This is a genomic window from Methanoregula sp. (assembly GCF_028679125.1).
Lineage (GTDB): Archaea > Halobacteriota > Methanomicrobia > Methanomicrobiales > Methanospirillaceae > Methanoregula.
The window spans coordinates 116,319-141,802 of record NZ_JAJRCG010000003.1; the positions used below are offsets into that span (position 1 = coordinate 116,319).

Sequence of the window (25,484 nt, forward strand, 5' to 3'; positions counted from 1 at the left end):
GTGCCCCTATATCCAGTTAATCCTGATTTCCGGCCGGGAATCCGGTTACGCACGAGTGCCCGGGCCGGGAGACTGCCTCAAGAACGTTTTCGACAGCCGCCTCAAAATGATTCCCGGAACAATCGATGGCTATGTCCGCATATCGTTCATACAGCGGGATTCTCTCGTTATACATTTCAGAGAGACTTTCTCCATTATGCAAGACAATTCCCCGGGTCCTGATGTTGCTGAGCCGTTCGATCATCTCGTCAAAGGAGATCTTCAGGTAAATGATACATCCCCCGGATTTCAGGTGCTCCATTGCTTTCCTGCTGAAAACAGCACTGCCGCCGGTGGCAATAATCGTATTATGGCAGTCCAGGGCCAGGATCGTTCTCTCTTCAATCTCAAGGAACGTATCCGTTCCATCGGTGTCAATGATCTCCTGCAGGAGTCGTCCGGTAGTCTCCTGTATTACAATATCCGTATCGGTATATTTCATGCCCAGGGTTTTTGCAAGAATAACCCCCATAGTGCTCTTGCCAGCACCGGGGAGCCCGATAAGAATGATATTGTTCATGGTTTTGCGTGTCTCAGGAATTCATGTCTGGTTTTTGAAGTATAAACGCTGTTTCTTCAATCAGCCCGAATCCCGGTTCATGGATAAACCGGGTGTTGCCGGTTATTTACCGGACCCCGGGAAAAGTCTCCCGGTTCATGTATGAAAATTAAAAATTAACTGACGGTAAGATGCGTGAAGAGAATATTCAGCCCTATGGCGATGAGGATGAGTCCTCCCACGATCTCGATCCGGTTTCCGAGCAGGGATTTGAGCTGCATACCCGACATCACCCCGCCAAATGAGATTATGCATGCGACGATTCCGATGATAAGGGCGGGCACAAGAATGCTCACCTGGAGAAATGCGAACGATATGCCGACTGCGAGTGCATCGATACTCGTGGCAAGTGAAAGGACCATCACCGGAACGAACTGAAGCGTGCTGATCGTCTCCTCGTCGCTGGTTTCAAACCCTTCATGAATCATTTTTGCACCGATGATTGCGAGCAGGAGAAATGCCAGCCAGTGATCGAACCCGGCAATAAATCCGGTGAACCCGGTGCCAAGCGCCCACCCGAGCAGGGTCATGCCCGCCTGGAATATCCCGAAACAGAGTGCGATGATGAGCGCGGTATACAGGAGTTTTGATTTCGTTGTTGTGCCGACAGCAAGAGAGACCGCAAAACAGTCCATGGAGAGTCCGATGCCGATAAGGATGGGAGTAATGAGATCCATGAATCTCATTATTATTAACGGTCAGGTGCGATAATAATTTTCTAACGAGGATATTTTACTGAAGAAAAGTTGTCGGGAAATTCCGGAAATTTTGAGTATGTTCGCCGCAGGTGTTGACAAGTCCAGAATTGCCGGATTATCTCCGGGCGAGCTCTCCGGGCATTTTACCGGGAGGAGGGAGATTCATTCCGGAGACAACGGGGATTTGATACTCATGGGACAAACCGGTATGCTCCAACCGGCACTGAGATCTCGAACTGTACTCCTTTGCCCGGCTCACCGCTTTCGGAAATTGTCATGCTGGTGATCGCCAGGATCTCGCGGGAAAGGAACAGGCCAAGGCCGGTATGTTTCCCGAATCCTCTCGTAAAGAGCCTGCTTTTATCTTCAGCAGCGATACCGGTTCCGTTGTCACGGTACGTGAGAACAAGCCCGGCCGGGGTCTCTTCGTTGGACAAGCTGATTGACGTTACAGCTCCCCCGTGGCGACAGGTGTTCTCGAGGAGCGTATAGAACACTTTTCCAATCAGCGGATCTGCATGGATAAAAAGTCCGGACACCCCGGTATCGATATCTATTCCATCAAGCGGAAGCTGGGAGACGGCAGACCGGAATACTGCTGCAACATCCTGCCACCGGGGTGCCTGGATCCCGAGATCCTCATAATCCCGGGCGAATTCCAGTTGTTCGCGGATCGCGTCTCCGGATTCATCTGCTTTTTGTAAGAATCTGATAATTTCAGAGTCTTTTTCCTGTTTCATCGCGAGCCCGAGATAGCCACGCAATCCTGTGAGCTGGTTGAGGATATCATGACGCGTAATGGAGGAGAGCATGCCCAGTTTTTCCAGCGCTTGCTGCAATGCCAGTTCGGTCTCTTTCCGCTTCGTGATATCCCTGATGATCCCGACGATGAATTCCTCCCCGGCCGCATTGATATACCGGGATTTCTTGGTGCTGACCGTATAGGTTTTCCCCTGGGAATCGGTAATATTCTCTTCAATCTCATTCTCCACGCCGGTCAGGAATACATTTTCATCGGTTATCTGGAAGACCACTGCTTCATCTTCTGCGAAAAAGTCATACCCAGTCCTGCCGATCAACTCTTCTCTCGTATGCCCGATGTACTGGCAGAACCGGTCATTTACGGTGACATAGCGCTGCCTCCGGTTTTTGATAAATACCGGATCGGCGATGGTGTTGATGATCGCATCGAGATAGGTATTCGATTCCCGCAGTTCCCGTTCAATCATTTTAAGGTGAGTAACATCCCGGAGGGATTCGATAGCACCGGTAACGGTTCCGTTACTGTCTATTAAGGGAGTTGCACTTACCCAGAGGGAGAACTGTACCTGGTCGACCCGGGTAACCGTCATCATGATCCGTGTCACATTTCCCTCGAAACGGGCATTGGGGAAGGCAGATTTTATTCCCTCTATATCCTGGCGCAGGGTATAATCGATGAGGAGAGGTCCGGGGTAATTCCGTATCCACGTAACCGTAGACCCGGTTCCCTTGCCCAGTATATCCCCTGCCGGGATTCCGCTCATCGTTTCCATGGCATGATTCCATGCAATTACTTCCCCGGTTATATCAACGACAAAGGTCGGATCAGGCAGGAAATCGATAATATCGGCAAGGTGCCGGCTTGTTTCCTGCTGTGCGCGTTCTGCCTGTTTGCGTTTGGTGATATCCCAGATTACCAGAACAAAATGCTCTTTTTCCGGGCTGAATACCGAGATTTTCAGCCATGTCTTCAATGACGGGAATTCCGTCTCAACTGCTTCGGGAGTACCTGTTGATACAACGCGCTCGTACCAATCAAGGAGTTCCGGGATCTGTTCGCGAATATCCGGCATTGCTTCAAGCATTCGTTTACCCGTAATATCCTCGATGCCGGTGATTCGCCGGAATGCATCATTGACCTCAAGATATATCCAGCCGGACGGACGGCCCGTCGCATCATAGATCAACCGGCAGTACGCAACCCCTTCAAGCATATTTTCAAAAAGCGTGCGGTATTTCTTCTCACTCTCGCGTAGTTTCTCATCAGACGCGATCAGAACCCTGTTGGATTCCTGAAGTTCTTTAGTCCGTTCGTTAACGCGCTGCTCAAGCCCGAGCCGTTCAGCCGTAAGCTCATTCTCTGTCTTAATCCGGAGGATGATCTCCCGGATGACCAGGTACATTCCGCTACAGATTGCGATATATCCGATCACCCGTAAAAAAGTAACCATTGGTTCCAGGGAAGTACCCCGGTCAAGGAGCGTTGCGACATGCGAAATGCCGAACAGGAAAAATCCGGCTCCGATGACAAGGGGTGTTATCGTATGGATCCTGAGATATCCGATGATACAAATTACCACAATCAGGACACAGAGAATAAAATTTACGAGCGTGTCTGGGTTGATGAGGAACTGCACGGACATGCCTCCTTACGGGGGTATACCGGGCAATGGGATGCCGGCTCGTTTATAGATATGGTTAACCGGATCCCCGATTCATGACCATAAGGTTCGCAAGGCAGACCATAAGGGCGATATGCAAATCAGGTTCAGTAACGCTTCCCACTATAATCTGTTTACTTCCGGATAAAAAAGGGTCAGCAGGTCTCCTGTCGTGGAAGACCTTCATGTTTTCCTTCGTATGCAATCCGTTCCAGGTCCATCATTCCGTCCCGGATAAAAATAATCCGGTCGAAGTACTCCCTGTGCCACGGTTCGTGCGAGACCATCACCACCGTTTGCCCGAGATCCCGGTTCACGGCCCGGAAGAGTTCCAGCACCGTCCGTGAGTTCTCTGTATCGAGATTTGCGCAGGGCTCATCCGCAAAGACGATCGCGGGCCGGTTCACGAGTGCCCGGGCGATGGATACTCTCTGCTGCTCACCACCGGAGAGTTCGAAGACGAGATGGTCCAGCCGTCTTTCCAGTCCCACCTTCTCCAGCACCGCAGTTGCAGCAGCGTAACATTCTGCCAGCGGCTTGCCTTGCATAATCGCCGGGATTGCCACGTTCTCCTTTACCGTCAGCTCGGATACCAGCGCATAATCCTGAAAGACATACCCGAGGTGCAGGAGACGGAAACGGGTACGGGTTTCGTCATCCAGCTGCGAGACATCGGTGCCATTGATCAGGATGTGGCCGGAAGATGGCGTGTCGAGGAGTCCCACCTGGTGGAGGAGCGTGGACTTCCCGCTTCCCGAGGGTCCCATGATCCCGACGAACTCTCCTTTCCGGATATCCAGGGAGACCCCCCGGAGTGCTGCAACTTCGACGTTCCCGAGCAGATAGATCTTCTTCAGGTCAGCAACGTTAATCATCGTTATCCCCTCATCGCATCGAGAATCTCCTCGTTTACGACCTGCCGGGCCGGGAGGTAGCCCGAGACGAGCGAAACCGCATAGAGCAGAAGGATACTCGTGACGACACCGCTGTAATTAATCATGGGTGTAATGTAGCCCATCGGGAAACGGAGCTGGTTGACTGTCAGGACCATGCAGATCGCGTTCAGGATCAGGATCCCGGTGATCATGCCGCAGGTACAGAGGAAGATCACCTGGAGCATATAACTGCCGATAATCACTTTCTTTTTAATGCCGATTGCTTTGAGGATTGCAATCTGTTTCTTCCGGTTGATGATGTTGATGAAGGTGATAATGAAGACCACGACACTTGCGACTACGAGACTGACAAACGTCATAATCGTATTGATGAGTGAGATACTGGAGATTACGTCGCCTAAAATTCCCTTCCCCTTTTCGTTCCAGGTCTTCACCTTCTCCTCCACACCATAATCCATGATCGTGTACTTGAGCTGGCTGGCGTCTTCTGATGACGTGCCCCGCACCAGGATCTCGGTAGCGATGCCTTCCGTGTGCATGACGGAATCCATCTCGTTTCGTGTGACAAATGCGCCGGAGTCGATCAATGCGCCCTCGGTCTCGTAGATGCCCTTCACCCGGTAACTCTTCACTACCCCGTTACCGTACGCTACCTCAATACGGTCGCCCACTTTTACGCCCCCTAACGAGGGCATCTTGTCCAGCGACTCGTCCTCGTTGCCAGCCAGGAGTGACCCGATCAGGATCTGGTCGGTATCACCGGGCGAGAGATAATCGCCTTCGATGATTTTCTGCTGGTAGAGGGTCACGCCCTTCTCATCCTTGGGATCGAACGCCGTCAACGACTTTGTCTGGAACTTCCCGTTCTTTGTGTTCGTAAGGGTGGTCCCGGTACTGACACGGGCCGAAACACCTGTCACACCCGGCACCCGCTGCAGCTGCCTGACGAGACCATCGGCATTGGCAATAAACGTCTCTTTGTCCTTTGGTTCGATGGTCACGTGACCGTACTGGAAATCAATCATCTGTTGGTTGTAAATGGTAACGACTCCCCCGATAATCATGGCTAGGAAGTTCATCAGCACGACCACGAGCGCAATGATAAGGATGGTGAGCGCGAGGGTGCCCCGGTTGCCGCGCCGGATCGCCCGCACGGCAAGATAGAGCGAGACGCCATATCCCCCGTTATTCTGCATGTGCCTTCCCCGGTCGGATCCGGAAGTACCAGTAGGCAGCTCCGGCCAGGATCGCAACGAGCAGGACCGCAGCCGCAACCGGGAGCAGTCCGGATGATGGTGATGTCATGACCGATGCCTGTTCGCTGACCATGTGGGAACCGAAATCATCGGTGTAACTGATCGTCACGTTGACCGGTACTGATCCGTCTTTTGTTGCTTGAAGGTAGAAGATGGCCGGGGCATCGCTGTCCTTGTCAACAGAACCGATGAAGGCTGTTTTTGTGCCGGTGAATGAGCTGTCGAGAATGGCCCGGACCGACGAGGCCTGGTCTGTGCCGGTATTTTCCACGCGGATGATGAGCGTGAACGGTGATCCCGGGATCGGTCGTACGGGGTCGGTAGTAACTGACGATACGGCAATTTCAGCCCGGCCTTTGACCGGTATACCAATGATCTCGGTCTGCTTTTCCGGAGTCCCATCTGGATTATGGTACGTGATGGAGAGCACGACCGGGTCGATACCGAGGGGCGTATTCTTGTCCGTGGCTATGTTCATGTCGAACGTCATGTTCTCCCCGGGTTCAAGATGTTCCGCATAATACCGGCCGGAACTCGTGAGAACGAGTGACTTTACCGTAGAATTTGCCACCAGCGAAATATCGCTTGCCCGGGTCAGTCCGGTATTTTCAATGATGATCGTTGCGGTACCGTCCTCTCCGGGTGCAACCCGGTCCGGCAGTTCCTGCGTTACGGAGAGTGACGGTTTCTTCTGGGTTGAGATATCGGTGTTCACGTTGACCGTGAGCGGGTACCGGGTGCTCCGCCCGTCCTTGACATCGATCCATGCTTCCGGGAAATAAATACCGTTCTTTGACGGGGCACGTATGATAAACGTGACCGGGACTGACTGGCCGGGCCCTAACTCTCCGAGCCGGTCGAAGTCGCCGGTCAGAACCTCGATGCCATTCTCTTCAAGGTGGACGTTCTCGATAAAGATGTTAATATCGGAACTCTTTGTTGAGGCGAACGTTCCGCCCGAGACAATGCCGGTGTTCTCTTTTACCGAAGCACTTTCCGCGGTATTCTTGATGGTAAGCGTTATGGTTCCCATGTCCCCGGGCAGGAGCACAGCCGGTGTCACTTCATAGTTCGTGATAATGACCGTTGGATTGGTGGTGCTCTCCCCCAGGTCACTTGCTGATGACGATATGATGATGAACGGGAGCAGGAGAACAATGGTAAAAAATACCCGGGTCAACGATCGTTTCCGTCCTGCTGCTGTTCCGGTGTTCCCCTTGCGCTGCCTGAATCCCTGCTGTCCTTTTTCTTCCACGTGAATCGCCATTTCCTCCGGAATTTCCGGGCTTGTGTGGGTTTCATGTCCCTGCAAAGTGTACATTCGTTCAATTAAATAAACTTATGTTTAGTTTACTGAACAACTATTTATTTTGTAAACGCAAGGTGAATATAGACATCCGGTATAAGGAGATACAGGAATATGCCACGGATCAATGCGGATTACCGCAAGGATGCAAAGAAAAAGATCATTGACGCAGCGGTCGAAGTCGCGGTAGATGATGGATGGGGAGGCCTGACGCTCGAATCAATCGCCCAGAAAGTCGGCGTCACCAAAGGGGCGTTCTATTCATACTTTCCAAACAGTATGACCCTGATGCAGGATGTGATCATTGCGATGATCACCATGATGCGGGACCATGCCATTGTGACCCTGTTGGATAAAGATGACATCCATGCAGCGCTCGATCACCTGGGCAATGATATCTTCCTGCATCCAAAATCGTTCCTTCCGGTTTTCATCCAGGCAATGGCAAATATTCCCAAAGATCCTGTGTTTGTGGAAAAAATTTCTGTCCTTTATGAAGAGAACATCGCTTTTTTCGTGAGTAAAATTGCCCGGTACCAGAAGAACGGGCAGATCCCGGAAGATACAAATCTCGATGATGCTGCCCGGGCCATTTACTGTATGACCATCGGACTAGCTCTTACCACGCATATGATGAGAAAAGACGGTGCAACATCAAAACGTGTCTGGGTCGAGTCAGCTGAGCGAATCCTGGGGATTGATTCTGTCAGGCAGTAAAGACCGCTTTTGCGTATTCATCCCATGAAGAAACAAAATAAAAAAAGATGGTTCTCTTTCCCGGTCATCGGGAACAGAGATTCATATCGATGGTCTCGTTCCCTTACTTCTTTCCGGACAACAATGCCTGGAGCTGGCTTATCAGGCTGGCAATGACATCCTCCTTTGATTGCTGCTGGGTCTGCATCGGGACAACCTGATCCCCGGAAGTCTGTGTCTGGTTCCTGTCACCCTGCCCGAAACCCGGTCCCATTGCCTGTGCAGTGGTGTTGCCTGCGGTCTCTCCGCGTGGTTCCGGGGGTGTCGTGTTCCCGACTTCATGCATGCCTGACCCATCCATCCTGTCCGGTGGAGTCATATTGCCGGTCTGGTTCATGAAATTCATCGGGGTCATATTTCCGACTTCATGCATGCCTGACCCGTCCATCATGTCCGGTGGAGTCATATTGCCGGTCTGGTTCATGAAATTCATCGGGGTCATATTCCCGACTTCATGCATGCCCGATCCGTCCATCATAGCTGGCGGTGTCATGTTGCCGGTCTGGTTTTGGAAGTCCGGCGGTGTCATGTTCCCATTGCCCTGCATGCCATCTCCTCCCATCCTGCCGGGGGCAGTCATGTTGCCGCCGTTCTGGCCATTGCCCGGGCCACCAAAAGCAGTCGTGTTTCCCCTGGTTCCGGATGGCGGCGTCTGCATCTGTCCGGTGTTTCCACTGTTCTGTCCGCTGGTCCCGGACTGAGAACCGGATGCTCCGGAATTACCGGATGGCGGGGCGGACATCTGGTTCATGCTTCCCTGTCCCCCGGTTGTGTGGCCGGCTCCTGCGGCACCCTGCATTCCAGCCTGCCCCTGTTCCTGGGCTACGGTAAATGGTACAAGCATAACGGCAATGCACCAGAGTGCCATCAGCACCATGACAGGTCGTGTAAGTATTTTCATGGATTATTTCCTCCGTATCCGGCAACTGGTTATAGTCAGTTGTCCTGCCTCCTCACTATCCATATCAGGGTATAAATTGAATTCATGCAGCCCGGGAAATATATGTACCGGAAATTCCGATCATTGAACCTGTGAGTTCAAGGTATGCGACTTTTCATGGACGGTTAATGGCCTGGAAAACAGCGTGATGGGAAAAATTCCCGCAGGGAAATGCCGTGTTTCCCTCTTAACGGCAGGAAATATTGACAAAGTTGATAATCCTTGACAGGAGGATATACCAGTATGAGTGATGATTCCGTAAAAAAGACGCAATCACCGCATTTCCGGGTCCTCCAGGATATTCTCCTTGTTGCTATCCTTGCGGTGATCGTGTATATTGCGGCCTATTTTATGAACCTGACCGGGGTACTGCTCAGTGTCCTTGAAACCTCCGCTGCACAGTACGCAAGTGCCCTCATCATTGCGGTTATTTTCCTTATCCTTGGTTTTATTTTCATTGTATACCGGAGATGGAATGAGCTGACGCAGGTGTCCGGTGAGATCATTGCGACACGGACCCAGATGGACCGGGTCAATGCCAAACTCATGTTTCTCAACAATATTACCCGGTATGATATGCTCAACGAAGTGACCCAGCTTCACAAGGATCTCGAACATGCCGACAGGACACCGGAGATCATCCGGGTCGAAGAGTCAATAAACCGTATCCGCAGGCAGATCAAGTTCACCAAGGAGTACCAGGATATCGGGGCTATGCCGCCTGCATGGCAGAATCTTGCCGATGCGGTCATGCGGGCAAAGGTCGGACTGGATCTCGGCAATGTCAGTTTCGAGATGGACATCCATGATGTGGAAGTCTATGCCGACCCGCTCCTTGAGAAAGTCTTCTACTATATGATCAGCAATTCAATGAAATACGGCGGAAGCAAACTCTCGAAGATCCGTATTTACCGGAAGAAAGTGGATGACCGGCTCACCATTGTCTGCGAAGACGACGGCGTCGGCATATCACAGGAACTCAAGGGCGGTCTCTTTCCCAAGGAATGGGGCAGCCGCAAGCATGCCGGGTACGGCCTCTTCCTGATCCGGGAGACCCTTGGCGTCACCGGGATCTCCATCTTTGAAACCGGTACGCCAGGTGAAGGCGCAAAATTCGAGATCAACGTACCAAAAGAAGTGTTCAGGAATCTCTGATACCGGGCCGATACAATCTTTTTTACTGCATATTTTTACGGTATATTATTCCTGGCCCGTGCAGGAATTCCAGCGGGTCCCTGGAAATGGGGATGATGCGTCCCGATCATTGGGTTGTTCCTTCGATGGTTACTATTTTTTCCGTAAGCGGAATCGTTACTCTGGCCTTTGCAAGCGCTTTTTCCACAATATACCGGACTCCCCCGCAGCAGGGGACTTCCATACGGAGAATTGTGATCGACCGGATGGTGTGCCCTGAAAAGATCGCAGCAAGTTTTTCGATATATCCTTCGATGTCCTTGTCAAGTTTCGGGCAGAAGATGATCAGAATCCGGCCTTTCAGGAACTCAGCATGGAACCCGGGATACGCGAACGGGACACAGTCCGCGGAGATGAGCAGATCGGCATTATCAAAGTACGGGGCCGAGGGATTCACGAGCGCAAGCTGGACCGGCCATTGCCGGAGTTCGGACGGGCCGGTGCCGGAAGGCTGGCGGGGACCCGCAGGGTGGCTTTCCCGTGGGATACTCCGAGCAGATGATCCCGGGCATCCGGCAAACGGGTTGGGTTCATGCGGTCCGGCATGACAGACCGGTGCCGGGGATATCCGGGCCGAACGGGTCCCGAACGGTACCGGTTTCTGTCTCTCCGGTGGCTTATGGTCGGGTATGGGAACATTGTTCTCGATAAGAAACTCGATCGCTTCATTATAGTACGCTGTCTGGCCATGACCTCCAAGATGTTCGAGATGTGCTTTGATGACCGGTGCTCCCTGCTTCACAATCGTTTCCATGACGGTCTTCTCGTCGTACGGCGCCGCTTCCCGCTCGATAACTTCGATTGCCCCTTCAGGGCAGGTACCGATACAGGCCCCGAGACCGTCGCAGAAAAGATCACTCACCAGCCGGGCCTTTCCATCAATCAGCTGGAGTGCACCCTCCGGGCAGTCCGGGATACACTGGCCGCAGCCCGTGCATTTTGTTTCATCGATACTGATGATCTTCCGTTTCATAGCATCTTCCCGCGTTCGTTATGCGCCGGGCTGGCAATCAATCTTGCGGACGGGGCACCCTTGTCACTGTCAGATCCCGGGATTTTTTTCCGGTTTTTTTTAGAACTCTACAAAAAGGCCCGGCCGGCACGGTACTGGCCGGGCTGGTGCAGGTCTCCGTATCAAGGTAACTGAAACCGGTCTTTGCCGGATTTGATACCTATGCAAGATTTTCTGGAATAATCGTTTCACCAGGTTCCCGTTTTTGACATGACGAAATGGGAAAAGAGTTCCGGATGATACTACGAAGTAAAATTCACCCGGGAATCCGGATTAAAAACACTGGACCCGTCTCAGGCAGCTGTCCGATCCAGCGCCCCGCGGATCGCTGCAAGCAGGTCGTCCTGCATCACCGGTTTCGTAAGATATCCGAACGGCGAGACGGCATGTGCCTCGTCAATCCGGTTCTGGTTTGAATACGCGGAAAGGAAAATAACCGGGATCGGGTACTTCGAGCGAATCTGCCGTGCGGTCTCGATCCCGTCGAGCGATCCGGCAAGGGCGATATCCATCAGGATCAGGTCGGGAAGCGGTGCGGATGCGATATCCCGGAGCACCCTCTCGCCGGAATATGCCGGGCCGGCGATGTTGTAGCCGGCGTTTTCCAGCAATTCAGTCAGGTGGAGAGCGATAAGGCCCTCATCCTCCACAATCAGGATCGTTTCGCCGGTCATGTATCCTCATTGATAGTGTGCAGCCGGAAAATAAATTCCGTACCCTGTTCAGTACTGATTTCAATATCCGCCCGGAGCTGGTGGCGGGCAAGGAAGTTCACCAGCTTGAGGCCCAGCGATCTGGTGGAAGCGATATCGATCTTCGGAGACATTCCGCAGCCGTTATCCGACACCCTGAGACAATAGGTCCCTTCTTCGCGGGCGAGCATGACCCGGACCGTGCAGGGTTCCTTCCGTACGGCCATGCAATCAAATCCCGGCGGGAACGCATACTTGAACGAATTGGTCACCAGCTCGTTGATGATCAGGCCGGCCGTTGTGGCCCGGGCAAGATCGAGAACCACGCCTTTGGCATCGACAAGGGTCCTGACAGGGATATTTCCAGCGTACGATCCGGCAACCTGGCCGATCAGGGTCGTGAGGTAGACATCCATATCCACGCTCGAGAACCTGCCGGTCCGGTACAGGGTCTCGTGGATCAGGGCCATGCTCCGGGCCCGGTTCTGGAGATCTTTCCTGAGCGCCTGGCCGGCATCGGTCTTCTCGTACGTACCGTCAAGGCTCAGGAGCGAGATGAATGCAGTCAGGTTGTTCTTGACCCGATGGTGGATCTCGGAGAGCAGGATCTCTTTTTCCGCCAGGGCATCTTTCAGCCGGGACTCGTTCTGCCGCAATTCCTCCTCTCTCCGGTTCAGTTCGCCGACATGCCGGTGCAGTTCCTCCTGCGCTGCAGTAAGTTCTTCGTTGAGAGATGTCAGTTCTTCATTCCTGACCACCAGCAGGTGTTCATTCGCGACAAGATCTTCATTCGTTGCCTTCAGTTTTTCATGGATCTCAAAGAGTTCCTCGTTTGCCGTATTGAGGGCCCGGTTCTTCTCCAGCAGTTCCGCCTCGGCTCTCTTGCGGTCCGTGATGTCGTGTGCAACATGGACCGTGCCGATCAGGTTCCCCTCCGGGCCGGAGAGCGGGGTCGTGCTCACGATGAAGGTTCCGCCAAGGGCGGGCTCGTCCATCTCGCAGATGTGCTGCTTCCCGTCAGTACAGGTCTTTGCATGCGGGCAGAACTCCGGCGGGACCGATGTGCCGTGAACGGTCTCGTAGCAGAGATTCCCGATGCATTTCTCCGGCAGGGTTCCGAGCCGGTCGGCAATTGCCTTGTTTGCCCTGATGATCCGGTGGTTCGTATCGAGAATCGCGATCAGGTCGGGAACCGTATCGAAGGTCCGCTCCCACTCTTCCCGGGCACGGAGGTTCTCCTCTTCCACAATCTTGCGCTTCGTGATGTCACGGATCACGATCTGTACGGCGTCCTTCCCGTCCCAGCTGATCGGCCCTTCAGTGGCCTCGGCCATTATGGACTTTCCTCCGGCAATCACCCGTAGTTCCCGAAGCGGGGCGTTTCCCATCTCTTCCTGCACAGAGGTAATCCGGATCGCGGAGACGGCCCGATCGTCAGGATCGATAAAGTCCATGAAATCCTTACCGATGATAGAATCTGTACCGGATCCTTCGAACATGAGGAGACCGGCCCCGTTTACGTAACGGATAAGACCGTCCCGGGTAACAATGATCGCATCCGGCGAGAGTTCGGAGAGCGCCCGGTATTTCTTCTCGCTCTCGGTCAGGTTATGGTACAGGAGATTGTAGGGTTTTTCCTGGCCGACTTCGATGATGGCACGGTAGAAGAAATAGAACGACAGCAGCCGGAACACGTGGCCGAGCAGGCTGAAGACGTCGACGAAACTTGCATATTCCGTGAAGGTCAGTTCAGCAGCAATGGTCAGGAAGATGGCGATCGCAAGATTGTTCAGCACCTGCCGATCGAATGCGTCCCGGTTCCGGTAAAGGAGAACGACCGATGCGATCAGGAGAAGAGAGATGACGTATTCGCTGACTATCTTGAACGGTGTGAGACCCAGGCCCTCGATGTAGGTTGCGGGAAAGACCCTGAAAACAAAGATCGAACTGATGATGATGATATCTGCCACAAGGTAGACGATCGCTACGAGATCGAGGCGGAGATTCCTGCGGATGAAGAGCGGGGCGACAAGGAGCGTGATGGCCTGCATGTACCGGGCCGCAATCCAGAACCGGGTCGAGAGCGTTCCTCCCCCGTCAGGAAATATCCCGACACCCTGGTACACGAGTGTATGGAGGTAGTCGAGGATCGCGATGAAGACGAAGGCGACGCCAATGAAGAGGAGGTAATTATTGTCGATGATCTTCCGCGATTTCCAGACAAGAAGGAAGATTGCAACCGAGATGGCGATGGTGGTGAACTCGACGGTTGTGTGATAGAGTGCGAAGTTGTAGAGGCTGATGAGCCAGAGGAATACGGTGACAAAGATCACGACAACAAGCGGGATGAGGTATTCGCGGAGATCGATTCCGACAGTGCCGGTCGGGGTGCCGGATGGCTGGGAGACGGAAGAGTCCGGTTGGGGAGTCATTTTTGTTGTACCGCGGGTGCTGATGCAATCCGGATATGACAGGTGCTGGCTTTAAATGATCGATTTGTCCGGGCTGAACCGGGAATGAATGATGTTCTTTCCTGCGGTCTTTTTGAAATTCATAATCCTTTTGTCATTCTGCCGACAGGGAGTGCCCGGTACCCGGGCTCCGGGCCAGGTACCGGTAAATTATGAGCGAAGGCGGAGACTTCCCATAATACTTGGCAGAGATCTGGCAACATCGATAGGGAAGTAACGTCTCATTTGTACCAAAAATAAAAATAAGAACATTTATAAAAATATAATTCCCAATAAAAAATATTCAGATTCGCCATCCGCCATGAAAATTTCACCAATGTATATTCTCGCAGGAACGATCTTCATTCTTCTCGTGCTCCCGCTGCTTTCGGGCTGCACGACCAGCGAGCCGGCAAACCGGACCGTAACGGAACTGAGTACCGATATACCGGAGATCTCGCACAACCCAACGGAAAATTTGGAAATCCAGTGCGATCGGGCCGATACCGGAACGACCGCTTTTGATGCCGGAACAATCAGCCCGGCGCTCCAGCCTGGTTGCACGAACTGTACTCTTAGCCTGCTCACGCACCCGGTCGGCGGTTTTCACGGGAGCCCGTTCCTGATATCCTTGATCGGGTACAACGGAACAACCCGGTTCCCTGTCAGTGAGCCGTCCGGATCTGTCACCTATACGTTCTACGCACGTCAGATGAACCCGGGAACGGTGAAGTACCGAATCTTCCGGGTCGATGGGTTGTACGAAACGAGCCCTCGTCCCCTGCCCCCTAATTTCACGGTGTCGATCGAACCGGATAGTTTCACAGTACAACCGGGGGGAACGTATAATTCAACCGTGACCGTACATCTGCAACCCGATTCCCATCCGCATAATATCTGGCTGTACCTCCATGCTGATGTGGACGGGTCACCGGATGCCGTAGCCGACGACTGGATCCGGGTAGACGTGGATGATGGTTCGACCATGGCCGGTGCTGGTCTCTGGCATTTCTTCCATGGGATGGGAGGGAACTGCCAGGACCTCATTGTAATTCCCCAGGGAGGATCCGGTTCTGTGCCGTTTCTCATCCAGACCGGCGAACGCGATACGGGCATGGTGTCGGTAAACCTGACAACCTATCCCTGCAAGCCGGATCATGGGCCGCTGCGCCCGGACGAACTCCCCAAAAAACCGGCTGGAATCCACGAAAGCGTGAAGCCTGACCTGTTCACGGCCAGAAGTTTTGCAAACTACATCGCAACACTGTCGTTTTCTGTTGATCATTCAGCCATGCCAGGGGATTATTGTTACAGCGTCCAGCTGAGGACGCCCACCGGGGGTGGCGATTATTCCCCGGTAACCGTCCGGGTAATCCCCGGGATGAGTCCACGACAGTGAGTTCAGGATAACCGTTCACCCCATCGATCCGTTCCATGAAACCAGAAAAATTATTTAGTAAGATATAATGGTCCAAAAATCCTGATATTCCCTTTATGAGACGGATCTTTTTTGACGGTATCCTTATCGTTTTTCTCCTGCTGGCCGGATGCGTTACCCGGGACACGAATCTCACGGTGACCGGTCCACCCCCCGCTACCCCGGGCGAACCGCAGATACAGTACGGCGGATCGGCACTGGCGATCTCATTCAGCAGTGACGGGATTTCAACAACGTCTCCCGAAGCAAAAGAGCTGTTCATCAAAGGACTGGCGTACTCGACACAGTATGCCCGCTACAATGAATCGCTTGAATTTTTTGACGCTGCTCTTGCAATCGATACGAATTTTTCCGAGGCATGGGTGGCAAAAGGGGTTGCCCTTCACAATATGAAACGCTACGATGAGGCAGTCCGGAACTATGACCGGGCTCTCCTGATCAGTCCCGGGGATGCGGAAATCTGGCACGTGAAGTGTATTACGCTTAACGACGCAGGCAGGTCCGGTGAGGCTGTGGAATGCGGGGGGAATGAAACGGAACCGGATCTCTCCGGTTACCGGAATACCCCGGTCACCACAATCACTCCTATCCAGACACAATCATGCGATAGTAACCGGTTCTCTGTCCCGGCCGGTGGGGATATATTCCTTGGTGAACGTTGCCTGGACGTGAGTGCCGGGGTTTCTTCCGGGCAGGTTATCTCATGGTATAAAAATGGCCGAAACGCAGGGAATTCCACACCCGATGTACAACGAATCATTCATGATTCGGGAAATTTTTCTGTAAACCCCGATGACTTTCTGGATTTTGAAGGACCCTGGTACGTCGGAACCACGGATAAGGTCGCCTTCATTGTCTGGATGCCGGTACTTAACTCCCGGTCAGGAACGAACAGAACAGGATCCTGACCCGAGATTATTCTTATCGGACATGTGGATACGGCAGCCCGAAGATCCCAGTTGACAGGATAACAACAAGCATGTTCAGGCTCAGATGCCACGATACCTGGCAAGGGAGATCGAACCGGTAAATTCCGGTTATTCCAGATCCAGCAGGTCCCGGATAAGAGTAGAGATCGCGAGCCGGTGTTGCTCTTCAAGCACCCACGTTCCTGCATTGAACCGCTCCTGCATTTCCCGTGGCGTAAGTTCAGTCAGGTACTCCGCGATACATACGATTACTGCTCGTTTCTGGTTCAAAGAACGGGATCATACGAAAACCAATCCGCTGATCCTATCGCCAGATCCTAAACTTGTGCTGGAAAAAAACAAAAAACCGGAATATCACTGAGAACTCCGGAACAAATCCTCCGGGACCACTCGTCCCCTCTCAGTCCGGTCAAAATCCTTATCAAAACTTACAATAGAAAGCCCATACCGTTCTGCCAACGCATATTGGTAAGCATCGTCAAAATCCAGATGAAATCGCTTGGCAGCATCGGTGATCTTTGAAAAGTCGTCCGGTACAAGAGATAAAACGTGGATACCGCTCGCCATAATATCCTCATTCACAAACGTCAGGAATTCTGAAAACTTGTGCTCCCGCAAGTAAATCACACCAAGAGAGTGTAATGAAAAATCACTTACATGAACCTTGGAAAGATCAGCACGTGAAAAAAAATCCTTCACTTCCTGCACATGCGAGCGACTGAGAATATATTCCAGAAAAATGTTGGTATCAATAAGATACATCAGGCTCCCCGCCACTCCAGAGCTTTATGCTGGAGATCTACGGACGAGTACCTGGTGCCAAGATCTGCAAGAGTCCCTTCAGCAGCACACCGGAACGATTTAGAAGATCTCTTTTTCGAACGCTTCACGAGTTCATCGATGTAATGAATTGCTTCTGCACGTAATTCCGGTGGCAGGGTTTGGATTTTTTCTTCAACGGAACTGAATGATGATGACATTATACTCAATATTCTATGGATTCTTGGGAAATACAATTCTTTCGCATGAGCCATCAATGCGCAATGCCACAAATTGTCTGGATCATCACCGGCTTGTTCTCACAATCTCATCCATTATCACTCCCGCCTAGCACGACATTCATCCCTTCAAGCATTATTTTCTCAATTTCGTTGTCAGTAAATCCTTTCCTCACAGTCATACCTTAATCCTCGCGTCGCCATTCTTCATGTTCTCATCAGATTCCACATCCCTCCGCGTTCCTGGCTACACCCACCACGCTTCCCGGGGTTCTCAGCCGCCTTCCCGACATTTGCCCGACACGCTCCCCGCGTCACCTCGCCCAATCCCGACATCCCCGGTCGCTTGCGGTATCCGACCGGCTACTGCACGGACCCGACCGAGTACTCACAGGATCCCGCACGGTGATCACTACGGCCCGCGCCAATGCTAAAGTGGCAAACGGGGCGGGGATTATTGGGGTACGTCAGGAACCTGTTCCAACAAAGACAATGGGGCAAAGGGATTTTACGAGATGCCTCCCGCGGGAGGGGGGAAGTGTATACCCCCATACCTCCGGAGCGATGAACACCGCCGCCCCCGACGGGGCGCCCCGCGGTGGATCCGGGAAGGATCATCTCCCGGAAAAAACTCTATTGCTCCGCTGTGTCTCGGAGAGGCCCCGGGATGGGGATGGATCAGCTGATCCGGAAGATCGCCCCTCCTTTCCGGGCACTTACGGTACCATACAAAAGACCCTCCGATAGAAGTAAAAGGGTTCTATTAGCGAAATTTTCTGGTCCGACGTGAAAACCCCGAATAAACCCTGTTTCCAGAACCCTAAAGTCTGGTTTTTGTGCGAATTCGCCCGGGACCAGGGTTGCCCGAAAGAGGGTGCCGGAAGAGAAACGCCAAAAATGACCCCCGTTTTCCAAAAGGAGCCATATTTGAGATAACGATCTTCCTGCCTGACTCTCATCCCCCCGGGGAGATGTTCTTCGATGGAGAGGTATTGCCACGGAACCCCCCGCCAGAAGAACTGCCTGCCCGTGGCGGCAGTTCTGATGGGAGGGGGGATTGGGGGGAGTTGGCTCGTATGCTGAAAATTTTTTGGAAATTTCAAATGAAGTATCGGTAACGATGTGCGGATGAAATTTCTGCAAAGAAATTTCGATGACCCAGGATGGGGGCCGATGCCCCCATACCCCCGGTTGCGATGAACGCCGCCGCCCCCGACGGGGCGCCCCCGCGGCGGATCAGGGACTGAAAAATCGCGGCAATGACATCCCCGCCACATTCCGGAATCTGTCACCTAGACCATGACAGTACTTTTTTCGATATTTGATATATGGGATTTATTATTGGATGACCCATAAATATTGTAGATCATCGATGATCTCCGAACAAACTAACGATTCTAAAAACATTTCCCTGTTGGCTCTTTTTGTTTCGATGTTCGCCTTTATTTCAGCATTTGCAAATTTTTTTTATCAGACATATGGCGAATCTCACAGTTATTCAATTGTCAATCTCACTACGAATGTCACGACTACAACCTACATGCCGAAAAGTTTCATTATCGCCGGTACCGGTATCATCATTGATGGGTTAACACTATCCTTTTTGGCGGGAATTTTAGCGTTTATAGTGGCGATGGTGGCATTTATCGCAATATTACGATACTCAAAAATAATCAACATCTCGAAAGTTGAAAGCACATCCGAGATCACACCGGAATCATCTACAGAAGAAAGAATTCCGTCATCACCAACCGAATTTCCCGAAACTGACATCGATGAATTTTGTAAATCTGTTATCGCTTGGAAGGTTTCAGCAACGAAAAAAGAAGAGATTTTTCAACTCTTCAAAGACAACCCGTATTATCTCATGGGATATCTCACTCACATCACCCAACAAAATATTAATCAGACAAAGAGTCTTCAGAAGAAGACTATCGGATTGACTGCTATCGCTCTGATTCTTGCTGCTGGTTCGATGGCAATCGCTATGTATGGAATCGGTTCAGAATTTTTCGGCGGGATTATTTCTGTCTCTGTAGCAGTGATTCTTGGTATGATTGGTGTAATAGTGCTGACTCGATGATTCAATCTGTCAAAAATGACGTTTATTATTGTTGGTTGACTTTTTTACTAGCACGATAAAAATTTTATGAATGGTGATGGTAGCCCGATAGTTTACGTGATTGGAATAATCAGGGCATACTTCCTTGTGGGGATTGTTGTGAAGGCGATAACACATATGCCATTACCATTTATTCTGTTCTGTAGAAAACCTCAATGGCGAGAAATAGTAAGAACCTGTGAATGTTACAGACAATCATTTTGGTAGCGATTTCTTTTATCTGCATCAGGAATCTTCGAGCTTTGAGATCACCACTGAACTTTCTTTTCAAGACAGAGAATTTATTTTCGACGAGTTGTCGTCTAGGATAAATAGTGTCATTGAACTGTTGAGCCATTTCCTGACGATAAGTACCTCCGATAATTTCGTTATTCCAAGAACGGATCGGGATAACAGAATTGGCGTGAAGGTCTTCCCGGATCAGCCGGTGAATCGCTTCAGAGTCGTATCCCTTGTCCATGACGTAACAATCGGATTTTCGAGTTTTGTGACATTGTCGAAGTAATTTCACTGCATGTCGGGTATCGTGGACTCTGCTGTTCGAGGCAACAAATCCTGTAATCACCTGTTGATCAGTATCAACTGAGATCGAGGTTTTCAGGAAATGTTTGCGGATCTTGCCGGTTCGTTCAGAGAAATAGTGGCTGCAGTACCCGCTCGTAAAACCGGATGAATCGATAGCCGTTATCGGAATATTGTCGTCGTTAGTGTAAAACAGGTTCACTGTTTTTCTGAAGGTCAACCGAAGATAAAGGGTTTTTATCCGACAGAAAAATTTCTGGAGCGTCGTGAAATGTGGTACTTCGGATAGATCACGGATCTCCAGAACTCCCTCCATGTCTCCGACATCTTCAATAAATTCCCGGTAGTGCTGGTTGCAGAAATCTTTAAACAAAACCAGGATGAGTAGCTGATGTTGGGTGTAGACCTTCTTTGAAAATTTACAGGAATATGGATTAAGATGTGTTGACTTTACGATTGAAATGGCTGCTTGGATAAACCTGATATTCCGGCTCGCTGATTTCTTTATTGTCTCCTTTCTATTTGACTTCACAATCAAGAAAAGGAGACATAGTACCTTAGATCTTTCAGTCGTCGGTATGACCTAGTTTTAATTAGGAGTTCTACAGAGCAATTTATTCCGTAACCCCAACACTTTGGTCATGTGGAGTCTTTTTATGAAAAAGGAAAGACTCTGGGTTTGTACGCAATTTTTTTATTTCTAATGAAGCATTTCTAAAAAATTCCCTTTCAAAAAAATTTACTTCCCGCTCGTCACCGTCTTCGCCCCGCGGAGAATCCCGACAGTCCCCGTCCGGACAAACTCCTTGATCCCGTACTGGCGCAGGAGTTTCTCCATCGCTTCGATCTTGTCGGTATCACCGATGACCTGGAGGATCAGCGTCTTTGCTCCGACATCGACAATGGATGCCCGGAAGATGGATGCGATCTGCATGATCTCGGCACGGGATGTCCCGAGTTCGGCCGTCACCTTGATGAGGGCAAGCTCCCGCTCGACCCGCTCGCTGTCGGTCAGGTCAGAGACCTTGATCACATCGATGAGCTTGTTGAGCTGCTTCATCACCTGCTCGATCTTTTCATCATCGCCAATAACGACGATGGTGATACGGCTCATGTCCGGCTCCTCGCAGGGACCGACCGCAAGGCTCTCGATGTTGAACCCGCGCCGGGAGAAGAGTCCCGTGACCCGCGAGAGTACACCGGATTTGTTCTCGACAAGAATCGATAACGTGTGCGGTTTCATGATTGCGGATGCCCTCCAATCATGTCGTTGATCGCAGCACCGGCCGGAACCATGGGGAAGACATTCTCCTCGCGCTCGATCCGGAAATCCATCACGAACGGCCCGTCGCAGTCAAGCGATGCCTGGAGTGCCGGAAGTACCTCGTCCGGGGATTCGATCCGCATCCCTTCGATACCGTAAGCATTTGCGATCTTCACGAAATCAACCGGCGGGAGTTCCGTGAACGAATACCGGTGATCGTAGAAGAGTTCCTGCCACTGCCGGACCATGCCGAGATACATGTTGTTCAGGATCACGACCTTCACCGGGATCTTCTCGGCTGCAATGGTACCGAACTCCTGAATGTTCATCTGGATGCTGCCATCACCGGCAATGTCGAAGACCGGGACATCCGGGCGGGCGAAGTGCGCCCCCATCGCAGCAGGGAGCCCGTAGCCCATCGTGCCAAGACCGCCCGAGGTGATCCAGGTCCGGGGATTGTGGAAGCAGAAGTGCTGTGCCGTCCACATCTGGTTCTGCCCGACTTCCGAGACTATCACGGCCTTGTCCTTCACGAGATCGCTTAAGGTCCGGATGATGAACTGCGGGTGCAGTGCACCATTCGTCGGGCATTTGAGCGGGTGATGCTGTTTCCAGTGCCGGATCTTCTTGAGCCACTGCTCGCGGGCCTCACGCTTCTTCATCAGCGAGAGCAGATCCTGCAATACAGCCCTGACATCCCCGACAATCGGAACATCGGCATGCTTGTTCTTGCTGATCTCGGCAGGGTCGATATCGATATGAATGATCTTTGCATGGGATGCAAAGGTCTCCAGCTTGCCGGTTACCCGGTCATCGAACCGTGCACCGATGGAGATCAGGAGATCGCATTCCGTGACCGCGAAATTTGCATATTCGGTCCCGTGCATCCCCAGCATGCCGAGGTTGAGCGGGTGGTTGCAGGGAATGCATCCGATTCCCATCAATGTAGTCGTGACAGGGATCGATGCGAGCGTGGCAAATTCCACCAGTTCGGCAGATGCGTTCGATGAGATGATGCCTCCCCCGGCATAGATGAGCGGGCGCTCTGCATGATCGAGCAGTTCGAGTGCTTTCTCCATCTGGCGCTTGTGGCCCTTGTAGGTGGGATTATAGCCGCGGAGGGAGACCTTCTCCGGCAGTTTCACGTCCTCTGACAGGCCGGTACTCACATCCTTGGGGATATCGATCAGGACCGGCCCCTGCCGCCCGGTGCCTGCGATATAGAACGCTTCCTGGACTATCCGGCTGACCTCCCCGGCATTTTTGAGAAGGTAGTTATGCTTCGTGATCGGCATCGTGATGCCGGTGATGTCGGACTCTTGGAAGGCATCGTTCCCCAGAAGGTTTGTCGGGACCTGCCCGGTAAGGGCTACGATCGGGACCGAGTCCATGTAGGCCGTGGCAATGCCGGTAACGAGGTTACAGGCACCGGGCCCTGACGTGGCGAGGCATACGCCTACACGACCGCTTGCCCTCGCAAAGCCGTCCGCGGCATGCGCTGCAGCCTGTTCGTGCCGTACAAGGATGTGCCGTAATGACGAGTCGTAGAGTTCATCATAGATCGGCAGCACCACTCCGCCGGGATACCCGAAGATGATCTCGGTCCCTTCGCGCTGGAGTGATTCGACGAGGATTTTTGCCCCGGTTTTCATGTCCTGTCCCTCAGTAGTCTGTTCATGCCAGCGATCATCGCCTCGACACTTGCCATAATGATGTCGGTGCGGGCGCCGCGTGAAGTAATTATCTTCCCGTCTTTACTTAATCTTACTGTCACTTCGACAAGGGCGTCGGTGCCGCCCTGGATGGCATCGACATGGTACTCTTCGAGCCGGATATCGGCCACGTCGCCCACGCATTTGCGCAGGACCTGCATTGCCGCATCGACAGGACCGTCACCGGTCGCTGCCCCGGTCATCTCCACGCCGTTCACAACCAGCGTGACGGAAGCGGTCGGGATCATGTGGCTGCCGGAGGTGGCCGTGAACTGCCGCATCTTGATGACCGGCTTGCATTCGATTGCAAGGACGGCATCGGCAACAGCCATCAGGTCCGCATCGGTGACCCGTTTTCCTGCGTCACCGAGCTGCTTGATCCGTTTTACAATTTCCCGGACCTGTTTCTCTTCGGCCTTGTAATTCATCTCGTGCAGGGCAGCCTCGACCGAGGCGGTGCCGGAATGCTTGCCAAGCACGATCCGGCGCTTGCGGCCCACCATCTCCGGGTTCACGGATTCATACGTGGAGGGCTCGCGGATAATCCCGTGTGCATGGATGCCGCTCTCGTGCGTGAAGGCCATCTCGCCCACGATCGCCTTATTCACCGCAAGCGGGACACCGGTGTGCCGGGCGACAAGACTTGAGAGAGGATAGATCTTCTCCTTGTGGATACGGGTCGTGTACCCGTAGAGCACCTCAAGGGCCATCACCACTTCTTCAAAGGGCGTGTTGCCCGCCCGTTCTCCCAGACCATTGACGGTCACGTGGGCACAGGAGGCGCCGGCTTTCAGCGCAGCCATCGTGTTCGTAACCGCAAAGCCGAGATCATCGTGGCAGTGGATCGAGAGCGGGGCTATCTTCGCGATCGGTGGGATGAACGCCGCTGCTTTCTCCGGTGTCAGCAATCCCACGGTATCGCAGAAGCAGAGCCGGTCCGCACCGTGTTCAACGCCCGCAGTGAAGATCGAGCGGAGGAACTCCTGGTCCGCCCGCGACGCGTCCTCTCCGGAGAGCTCGACAATGAGCCCCCGGCTCTTCGCGTACTCCACGGCATCCATCGCCATCGCGACCACTTCGTCACGGGTCTTGCGCATCTTCTTTGCGATGTGCAGATCGCTGACGGGCACAACGAGGTGGATCGAATCTGCATTGCAGTCGGCAGCATAATCGATATCGATCCGGAGAGCCCGGACAAAAGTACAGATCTCTGACTTCAGCCCGGCATCGGCAATCCTTCTGATTGCTTCACGCTCGCCATCCGATGCAGCGGCAGAACCAGCCTCGATAACATCGACACCGATGTCCGAAAGCCGTGATGCGATTTCAAATTTTTGTTCTGTGTCCAGCGAGACGCCGGGAGTCTGTTCCCCGTCCCGTAATGTGGTATCTAAAAAGCGCAGGTTATTGACAAATAAAACATTCACTCATGGCAATCACCATGACTAATCGTAGGAATGAAGAATATAAAAATGATTCCTGCACCACCCGTTCCGTAGAAAATTTTTATATGCCGGCCACAGGAACCTGATATCAGGAAATTTTGTTTGGTGTATGACCCCTTTCTTTTCTGACCGCACGAATCTCCCCGGGGTGGAAGAAGCCTGTTCACAGGTTGTAGCCGAGTGTCATAATTTACGGCTCGCACCGACCCGTGGCGAGCTGGGCAGGCAGATCGCCCGGCTCGTGCTGGCACATACGCCTTTCGATATCCAGCGGATGAAGCGGAACTTTGAAGCAAAAGTTCTGGATCTCACACCCGAATATCGCGACCGGCTGACTAAAAAGATCACCGAACACCTGCTTGGAACCTACCAGAGAATCCGGCTTGCCGACCAGCAGGGATTGTTCAAAACCCTGCATGAACCACTCTCTCCCGGGCAGAGGGAGTACTGGGACATGGTTGCCGGGCAGTGCCGGAACAATGACGGGGGGGATGCATCGGAGCTCAGGTTCCTGAAATATCTCCTTGCCGGCTACTGCATGCTTGTGGAAAATGTTCCCGGTCACCCGGTTGGCATGCCATTCCCCGGTGGAGACGAAGTCGAGTTCACGGACGGGATATATTATTGCCCGGTGAAGGAGAAATCCGGTGATGTGGATGCGGCTCTCTGCCCGTACTGCCCGGCCCGCCAGACCCCGACAATCGGGTATCTCCGGCCTGCAACCCGGCCAACAGAACGGACAAAACAGGAATTTATTGACAACTGTTACCAGTTCCACAATTTCAACGGGTGATTGTCACCACGCAACAGGGGATATTGCCCATCAGCGTCTG

The 25,484-nt window shown here is 52.5% G+C and carries 23 protein-coding genes; 6 read left to right on the forward strand and 17 right to left on the reverse strand.

All coding sequences use genetic code 11. From position 1 onward, the window contains the following. Positions 1-16: 16 nt before the first annotated feature. The 6 genes from LUQ43_RS03525 to LUQ43_RS03550 form a co-directional block, all read right to left on the reverse strand. Positions 17-559 carry a shikimate kinase gene (locus LUQ43_RS03525; RefSeq protein ID WP_299963855.1) on the reverse strand — a complete coding sequence of 181 codons (543 nt, stop codon included), beginning with the start codon at positions 557-559 and terminating at the stop codon, positions 17-19. Positions 560-714: 155 nt separating this feature from the next. After that, the gene (locus LUQ43_RS03530; RefSeq protein WP_299963857.1) at positions 715-1,275 is read right to left on the reverse strand and encodes a manganese efflux pump MntP family protein; all 561 of its coding nucleotides are present in this window, start codon (positions 1,273-1,275) and stop codon (positions 715-717) included. A gap of 212 nt (positions 1,276-1,487) precedes the next feature. Next, a complete protein-coding gene (locus LUQ43_RS03535) occupies positions 1,488-3,701 on the reverse strand; it encodes a PAS domain S-box protein (RefSeq protein ID WP_299963860.1) in 2,214 nt (737 codons plus the stop codon). Between the two features lie 173 nt (positions 3,702-3,874). Further along, on the reverse strand, positions 3,875-4,594 hold the full coding sequence (locus LUQ43_RS03540) for an ABC transporter ATP-binding protein (protein ID WP_299963863.1): 720 nt from the start codon (positions 4,592-4,594) through the stop codon (positions 3,875-3,877). Between the two features lie 2 nt (positions 4,595-4,596). Continuing rightward, positions 4,597-5,811 carry an FtsX-like permease family protein gene (locus tag LUQ43_RS03545; protein ID WP_299963865.1) on the reverse strand — a complete coding sequence of 405 codons (1,215 nt, stop codon included), beginning with the start codon at positions 5,809-5,811 and terminating at the stop codon, positions 4,597-4,599. Next, positions 5,801-7,138, reverse strand: a complete 1,338-nt coding sequence (locus LUQ43_RS03550; RefSeq protein WP_299963868.1) for an S-layer protein — start codon at positions 7,136-7,138, stop codon at positions 5,801-5,803. The genes LUQ43_RS03545 and LUQ43_RS03550 overlap by 11 nt, the downstream gene beginning before the upstream one ends. A gap of 153 nt (positions 7,139-7,291) precedes the next feature. On the opposite strand from LUQ43_RS03550, the gene LUQ43_RS03555 reads away from it, so the two are divergent. Continuing rightward, complete coding sequence (locus LUQ43_RS03555) at positions 7,292-7,894, forward strand: TetR/AcrR family transcriptional regulator (RefSeq protein WP_299963870.1); 603 nt, start codon at positions 7,292-7,294, stop codon at positions 7,892-7,894. 103 nt (positions 7,895-7,997) lie between these two features. Here LUQ43_RS03555 and LUQ43_RS03560 read toward each other — a convergent pair whose 3' ends face one another. Further along, positions 7,998-8,834, reverse strand: coding sequence for a hypothetical protein (locus LUQ43_RS03560; RefSeq protein WP_299963872.1), 837 nt, complete (start codon positions 8,832-8,834; stop codon positions 7,998-8,000). 282 nt (positions 8,835-9,116) lie between these two features. Here LUQ43_RS03560 and LUQ43_RS03565 point away from each other — a divergent pair, with 282 nt between their 5' ends. Continuing rightward, positions 9,117-10,028, forward strand: a complete 912-nt coding sequence (locus tag LUQ43_RS03565; protein ID WP_299963874.1) for an ATP-binding protein — start codon at positions 9,117-9,119, stop codon at positions 10,026-10,028. A gap of 106 nt (positions 10,029-10,134) precedes the next feature. Here LUQ43_RS03565 and LUQ43_RS03570 read toward each other — a convergent pair whose 3' ends face one another. From LUQ43_RS03570 to LUQ43_RS03580, 3 genes are all read right to left on the reverse strand, one after another. Beyond that, positions 10,135-11,040 (reverse strand): 4Fe-4S binding protein, encoded by a 906-nt coding sequence (locus tag LUQ43_RS03570; protein WP_299963876.1) that lies wholly within the window; start codon positions 11,038-11,040, stop codon positions 10,135-10,137. Between the two features lie 332 nt (positions 11,041-11,372). Beyond that, positions 11,373-11,753 (reverse strand): response regulator, encoded by a 381-nt coding sequence (locus tag LUQ43_RS03575; RefSeq protein ID WP_299963879.1) that lies wholly within the window; start codon positions 11,751-11,753, stop codon positions 11,373-11,375. Further along, complete coding sequence (locus LUQ43_RS03580; protein WP_299963882.1) at positions 11,750-14,203, reverse strand: MASE3 domain-containing protein; 2,454 nt, start codon at positions 14,201-14,203, stop codon at positions 11,750-11,752. Before LUQ43_RS03580 ends, LUQ43_RS03575 begins: the two co-directional genes overlap by 4 nt. 355 nt (positions 14,204-14,558) lie before the next feature. Here LUQ43_RS03580 and LUQ43_RS03585 point away from each other — a divergent pair, with 355 nt between their 5' ends. Together LUQ43_RS03585 and LUQ43_RS03590 are read left to right on the forward strand one after the other, a co-directional pair. Next, a complete protein-coding gene (locus tag LUQ43_RS03585) occupies positions 14,559-15,620 on the forward strand; it encodes a hypothetical protein (protein ID WP_299963885.1) in 1,062 nt (353 codons plus the stop codon). 95 nt (positions 15,621-15,715) lie between these two features. Beyond that, positions 15,716-16,567, forward strand: a complete 852-nt coding sequence (locus LUQ43_RS03590; protein WP_299963887.1) for a DUF3821 domain-containing protein — start codon at positions 15,716-15,718, stop codon at positions 16,565-16,567. A gap of 129 nt (positions 16,568-16,696) precedes the next feature. On the opposite strand, the gene LUQ43_RS03595 is transcribed toward LUQ43_RS03590, so the two are convergent. From LUQ43_RS03595 to LUQ43_RS03605, 3 genes are all read right to left on the reverse strand, one after another. After that, entirely contained in the window at positions 16,697-16,858 is a 162-nt protein-coding gene (locus tag LUQ43_RS03595) for a hypothetical protein (RefSeq protein WP_299963889.1), read from the reverse strand. A gap of 84 nt (positions 16,859-16,942) precedes the next feature. After that, on the reverse strand, positions 16,943-17,350 hold the full coding sequence (locus tag LUQ43_RS03600; protein ID WP_299963891.1) for a PIN domain-containing protein: 408 nt from the start codon (positions 17,348-17,350) through the stop codon (positions 16,943-16,945). Continuing rightward, positions 17,350-17,568 carry a DUF2281 domain-containing protein gene (locus LUQ43_RS03605; RefSeq protein WP_299963893.1) on the reverse strand — a complete coding sequence of 73 codons (219 nt, stop codon included), beginning with the start codon at positions 17,566-17,568 and terminating at the stop codon, positions 17,350-17,352. The genes LUQ43_RS03600 and LUQ43_RS03605 overlap by 1 nt, the downstream gene beginning before the upstream one ends. Positions 17,569-18,958: 1,390 nt before the next feature. Between LUQ43_RS03605 and LUQ43_RS03610 the strand changes: the two genes are divergently transcribed. Beyond that, complete coding sequence (locus LUQ43_RS03610; protein WP_299963895.1) at positions 18,959-19,669, forward strand: hypothetical protein; 711 nt, start codon at positions 18,959-18,961, stop codon at positions 19,667-19,669. Between the two features lie 169 nt (positions 19,670-19,838). Here LUQ43_RS03610 and LUQ43_RS03615 read toward each other — a convergent pair whose 3' ends face one another. The 4 genes from LUQ43_RS03615 to LUQ43_RS03630 form a co-directional block, all read right to left on the reverse strand. Beyond that, entirely contained in the window at positions 19,839-20,762 is a 924-nt protein-coding gene (locus tag LUQ43_RS03615) for an IS5 family transposase (RefSeq protein ID WP_299963897.1), read from the reverse strand. A 207-nt stretch (positions 20,763-20,969) separates the two neighbouring features. Next, on the reverse strand, positions 20,970-21,473 hold the full coding sequence (ilvN, locus tag LUQ43_RS03620; protein ID WP_299963899.1) for an acetolactate synthase small subunit: 504 nt from the start codon (positions 21,471-21,473) through the stop codon (positions 20,970-20,972). Beyond that, positions 21,470-23,146 carry a biosynthetic-type acetolactate synthase large subunit gene (gene ilvB, locus LUQ43_RS03625; RefSeq protein WP_299963901.1) on the reverse strand — a complete coding sequence of 559 codons (1,677 nt, stop codon included), beginning with the start codon at positions 23,144-23,146 and terminating at the stop codon, positions 21,470-21,472. The genes ilvN and ilvB overlap by 4 nt, the downstream gene beginning before the upstream one ends. Beyond that, positions 23,143-24,633 carry a 2-isopropylmalate synthase gene (locus LUQ43_RS03630; protein WP_299963903.1) on the reverse strand — a complete coding sequence of 497 codons (1,491 nt, stop codon included), beginning with the start codon at positions 24,631-24,633 and terminating at the stop codon, positions 23,143-23,145. Before LUQ43_RS03630 ends, ilvB begins: the two co-directional genes overlap by 4 nt. A gap of 127 nt (positions 24,634-24,760) precedes the next feature. Here LUQ43_RS03630 and LUQ43_RS03635 point away from each other — a divergent pair, with 127 nt between their 5' ends. Beyond that, positions 24,761-25,444 carry a DUF2115 domain-containing protein gene (locus LUQ43_RS03635; RefSeq protein WP_299963905.1) on the forward strand — a complete coding sequence of 228 codons (684 nt, stop codon included), beginning with the start codon at positions 24,761-24,763 and terminating at the stop codon, positions 25,442-25,444. The last annotated feature ends 40 nt before the right edge of the window (positions 25,445-25,484 follow it).

Excerpts from the sequence above, each read along its gene's own strand:
- LUQ43_RS03525 (WP_299963855.1), bottom strand. The coding sequence starts at position 559 with ATGAACAATATCATTCTTATCGGGCTCCCCGGTGCTGGCAAGAGCACT.
- LUQ43_RS03530 (WP_299963857.1), bottom strand. The coding sequence starts at position 1,275 with ATGGATCTCATTACTCCCATCCTTATCGGCATCGGACTCTCCATGGAC.
- LUQ43_RS03535 (WP_299963860.1), bottom strand. The coding sequence starts at position 3,701 with ATGTCCGTGCAGTTCCTCATCAACCCAGACACGCTCGTAAATTTTATT.
- LUQ43_RS03540 (WP_299963863.1), bottom strand. The coding sequence starts at position 4,594 with ATGATTAACGTTGCTGACCTGAAGAAGATCTATCTGCTCGGGAACGTC.
- LUQ43_RS03545 (WP_299963865.1), bottom strand. The coding sequence starts at position 5,811 with ATGCAGAATAACGGGGGATATGGCGTCTCGCTCTATCTTGCCGTGCGG.
- LUQ43_RS03550 (WP_299963868.1), bottom strand. The coding sequence starts at position 7,138 with ATGGCGATTCACGTGGAAGAAAAAGGACAGCAGGGATTCAGGCAGCGC.
- LUQ43_RS03555 (WP_299963870.1), top strand. The coding sequence starts at position 7,292 with ATGCCACGGATCAATGCGGATTACCGCAAGGATGCAAAGAAAAAGATC.
- LUQ43_RS03560 (WP_299963872.1), bottom strand. The coding sequence starts at position 8,834 with ATGAAAATACTTACACGACCTGTCATGGTGCTGATGGCACTCTGGTGC.
- LUQ43_RS03565 (WP_299963874.1), top strand. The coding sequence starts at position 9,117 with ATGAGTGATGATTCCGTAAAAAAGACGCAATCACCGCATTTCCGGGTC.
- LUQ43_RS03570 (WP_299963876.1), bottom strand. The coding sequence starts at position 11,040 with ATGAAACGGAAGATCATCAGTATCGATGAAACAAAATGCACGGGCTGC.
- LUQ43_RS03575 (WP_299963879.1), bottom strand. The coding sequence starts at position 11,753 with ATGACCGGCGAAACGATCCTGATTGTGGAGGATGAGGGCCTTATCGCT.
- LUQ43_RS03580 (WP_299963882.1), bottom strand. The coding sequence starts at position 14,203 with ATGACTCCCCAACCGGACTCTTCCGTCTCCCAGCCATCCGGCACCCCG.
- LUQ43_RS03585 (WP_299963885.1), top strand. The coding sequence starts at position 14,559 with ATGTATATTCTCGCAGGAACGATCTTCATTCTTCTCGTGCTCCCGCTG.
- LUQ43_RS03590 (WP_299963887.1), top strand. The coding sequence starts at position 15,716 with ATGAGACGGATCTTTTTTGACGGTATCCTTATCGTTTTTCTCCTGCTG.
- LUQ43_RS03600 (WP_299963891.1), bottom strand. The coding sequence starts at position 17,350 with ATGTATCTTATTGATACCAACATTTTTCTGGAATATATTCTCAGTCGC.
- LUQ43_RS03605 (WP_299963893.1), bottom strand. The coding sequence starts at position 17,568 with ATGTCATCATCATTCAGTTCCGTTGAAGAAAAAATCCAAACCCTGCCA.
- LUQ43_RS03610 (WP_299963895.1), top strand. The coding sequence starts at position 18,959 with ATGATCTCCGAACAAACTAACGATTCTAAAAACATTTCCCTGTTGGCT.
- ilvN (WP_299963899.1), bottom strand. The coding sequence starts at position 21,473 with ATGAAACCGCACACGTTATCGATTCTTGTCGAGAACAAATCCGGTGTA.
- ilvB (WP_299963901.1), bottom strand. The coding sequence starts at position 23,146 with ATGAAAACCGGGGCAAAAATCCTCGTCGAATCACTCCAGCGCGAAGGG.
- LUQ43_RS03635 (WP_299963905.1), top strand. The coding sequence starts at position 24,761 with ATGACCCCTTTCTTTTCTGACCGCACGAATCTCCCCGGGGTGGAAGAA.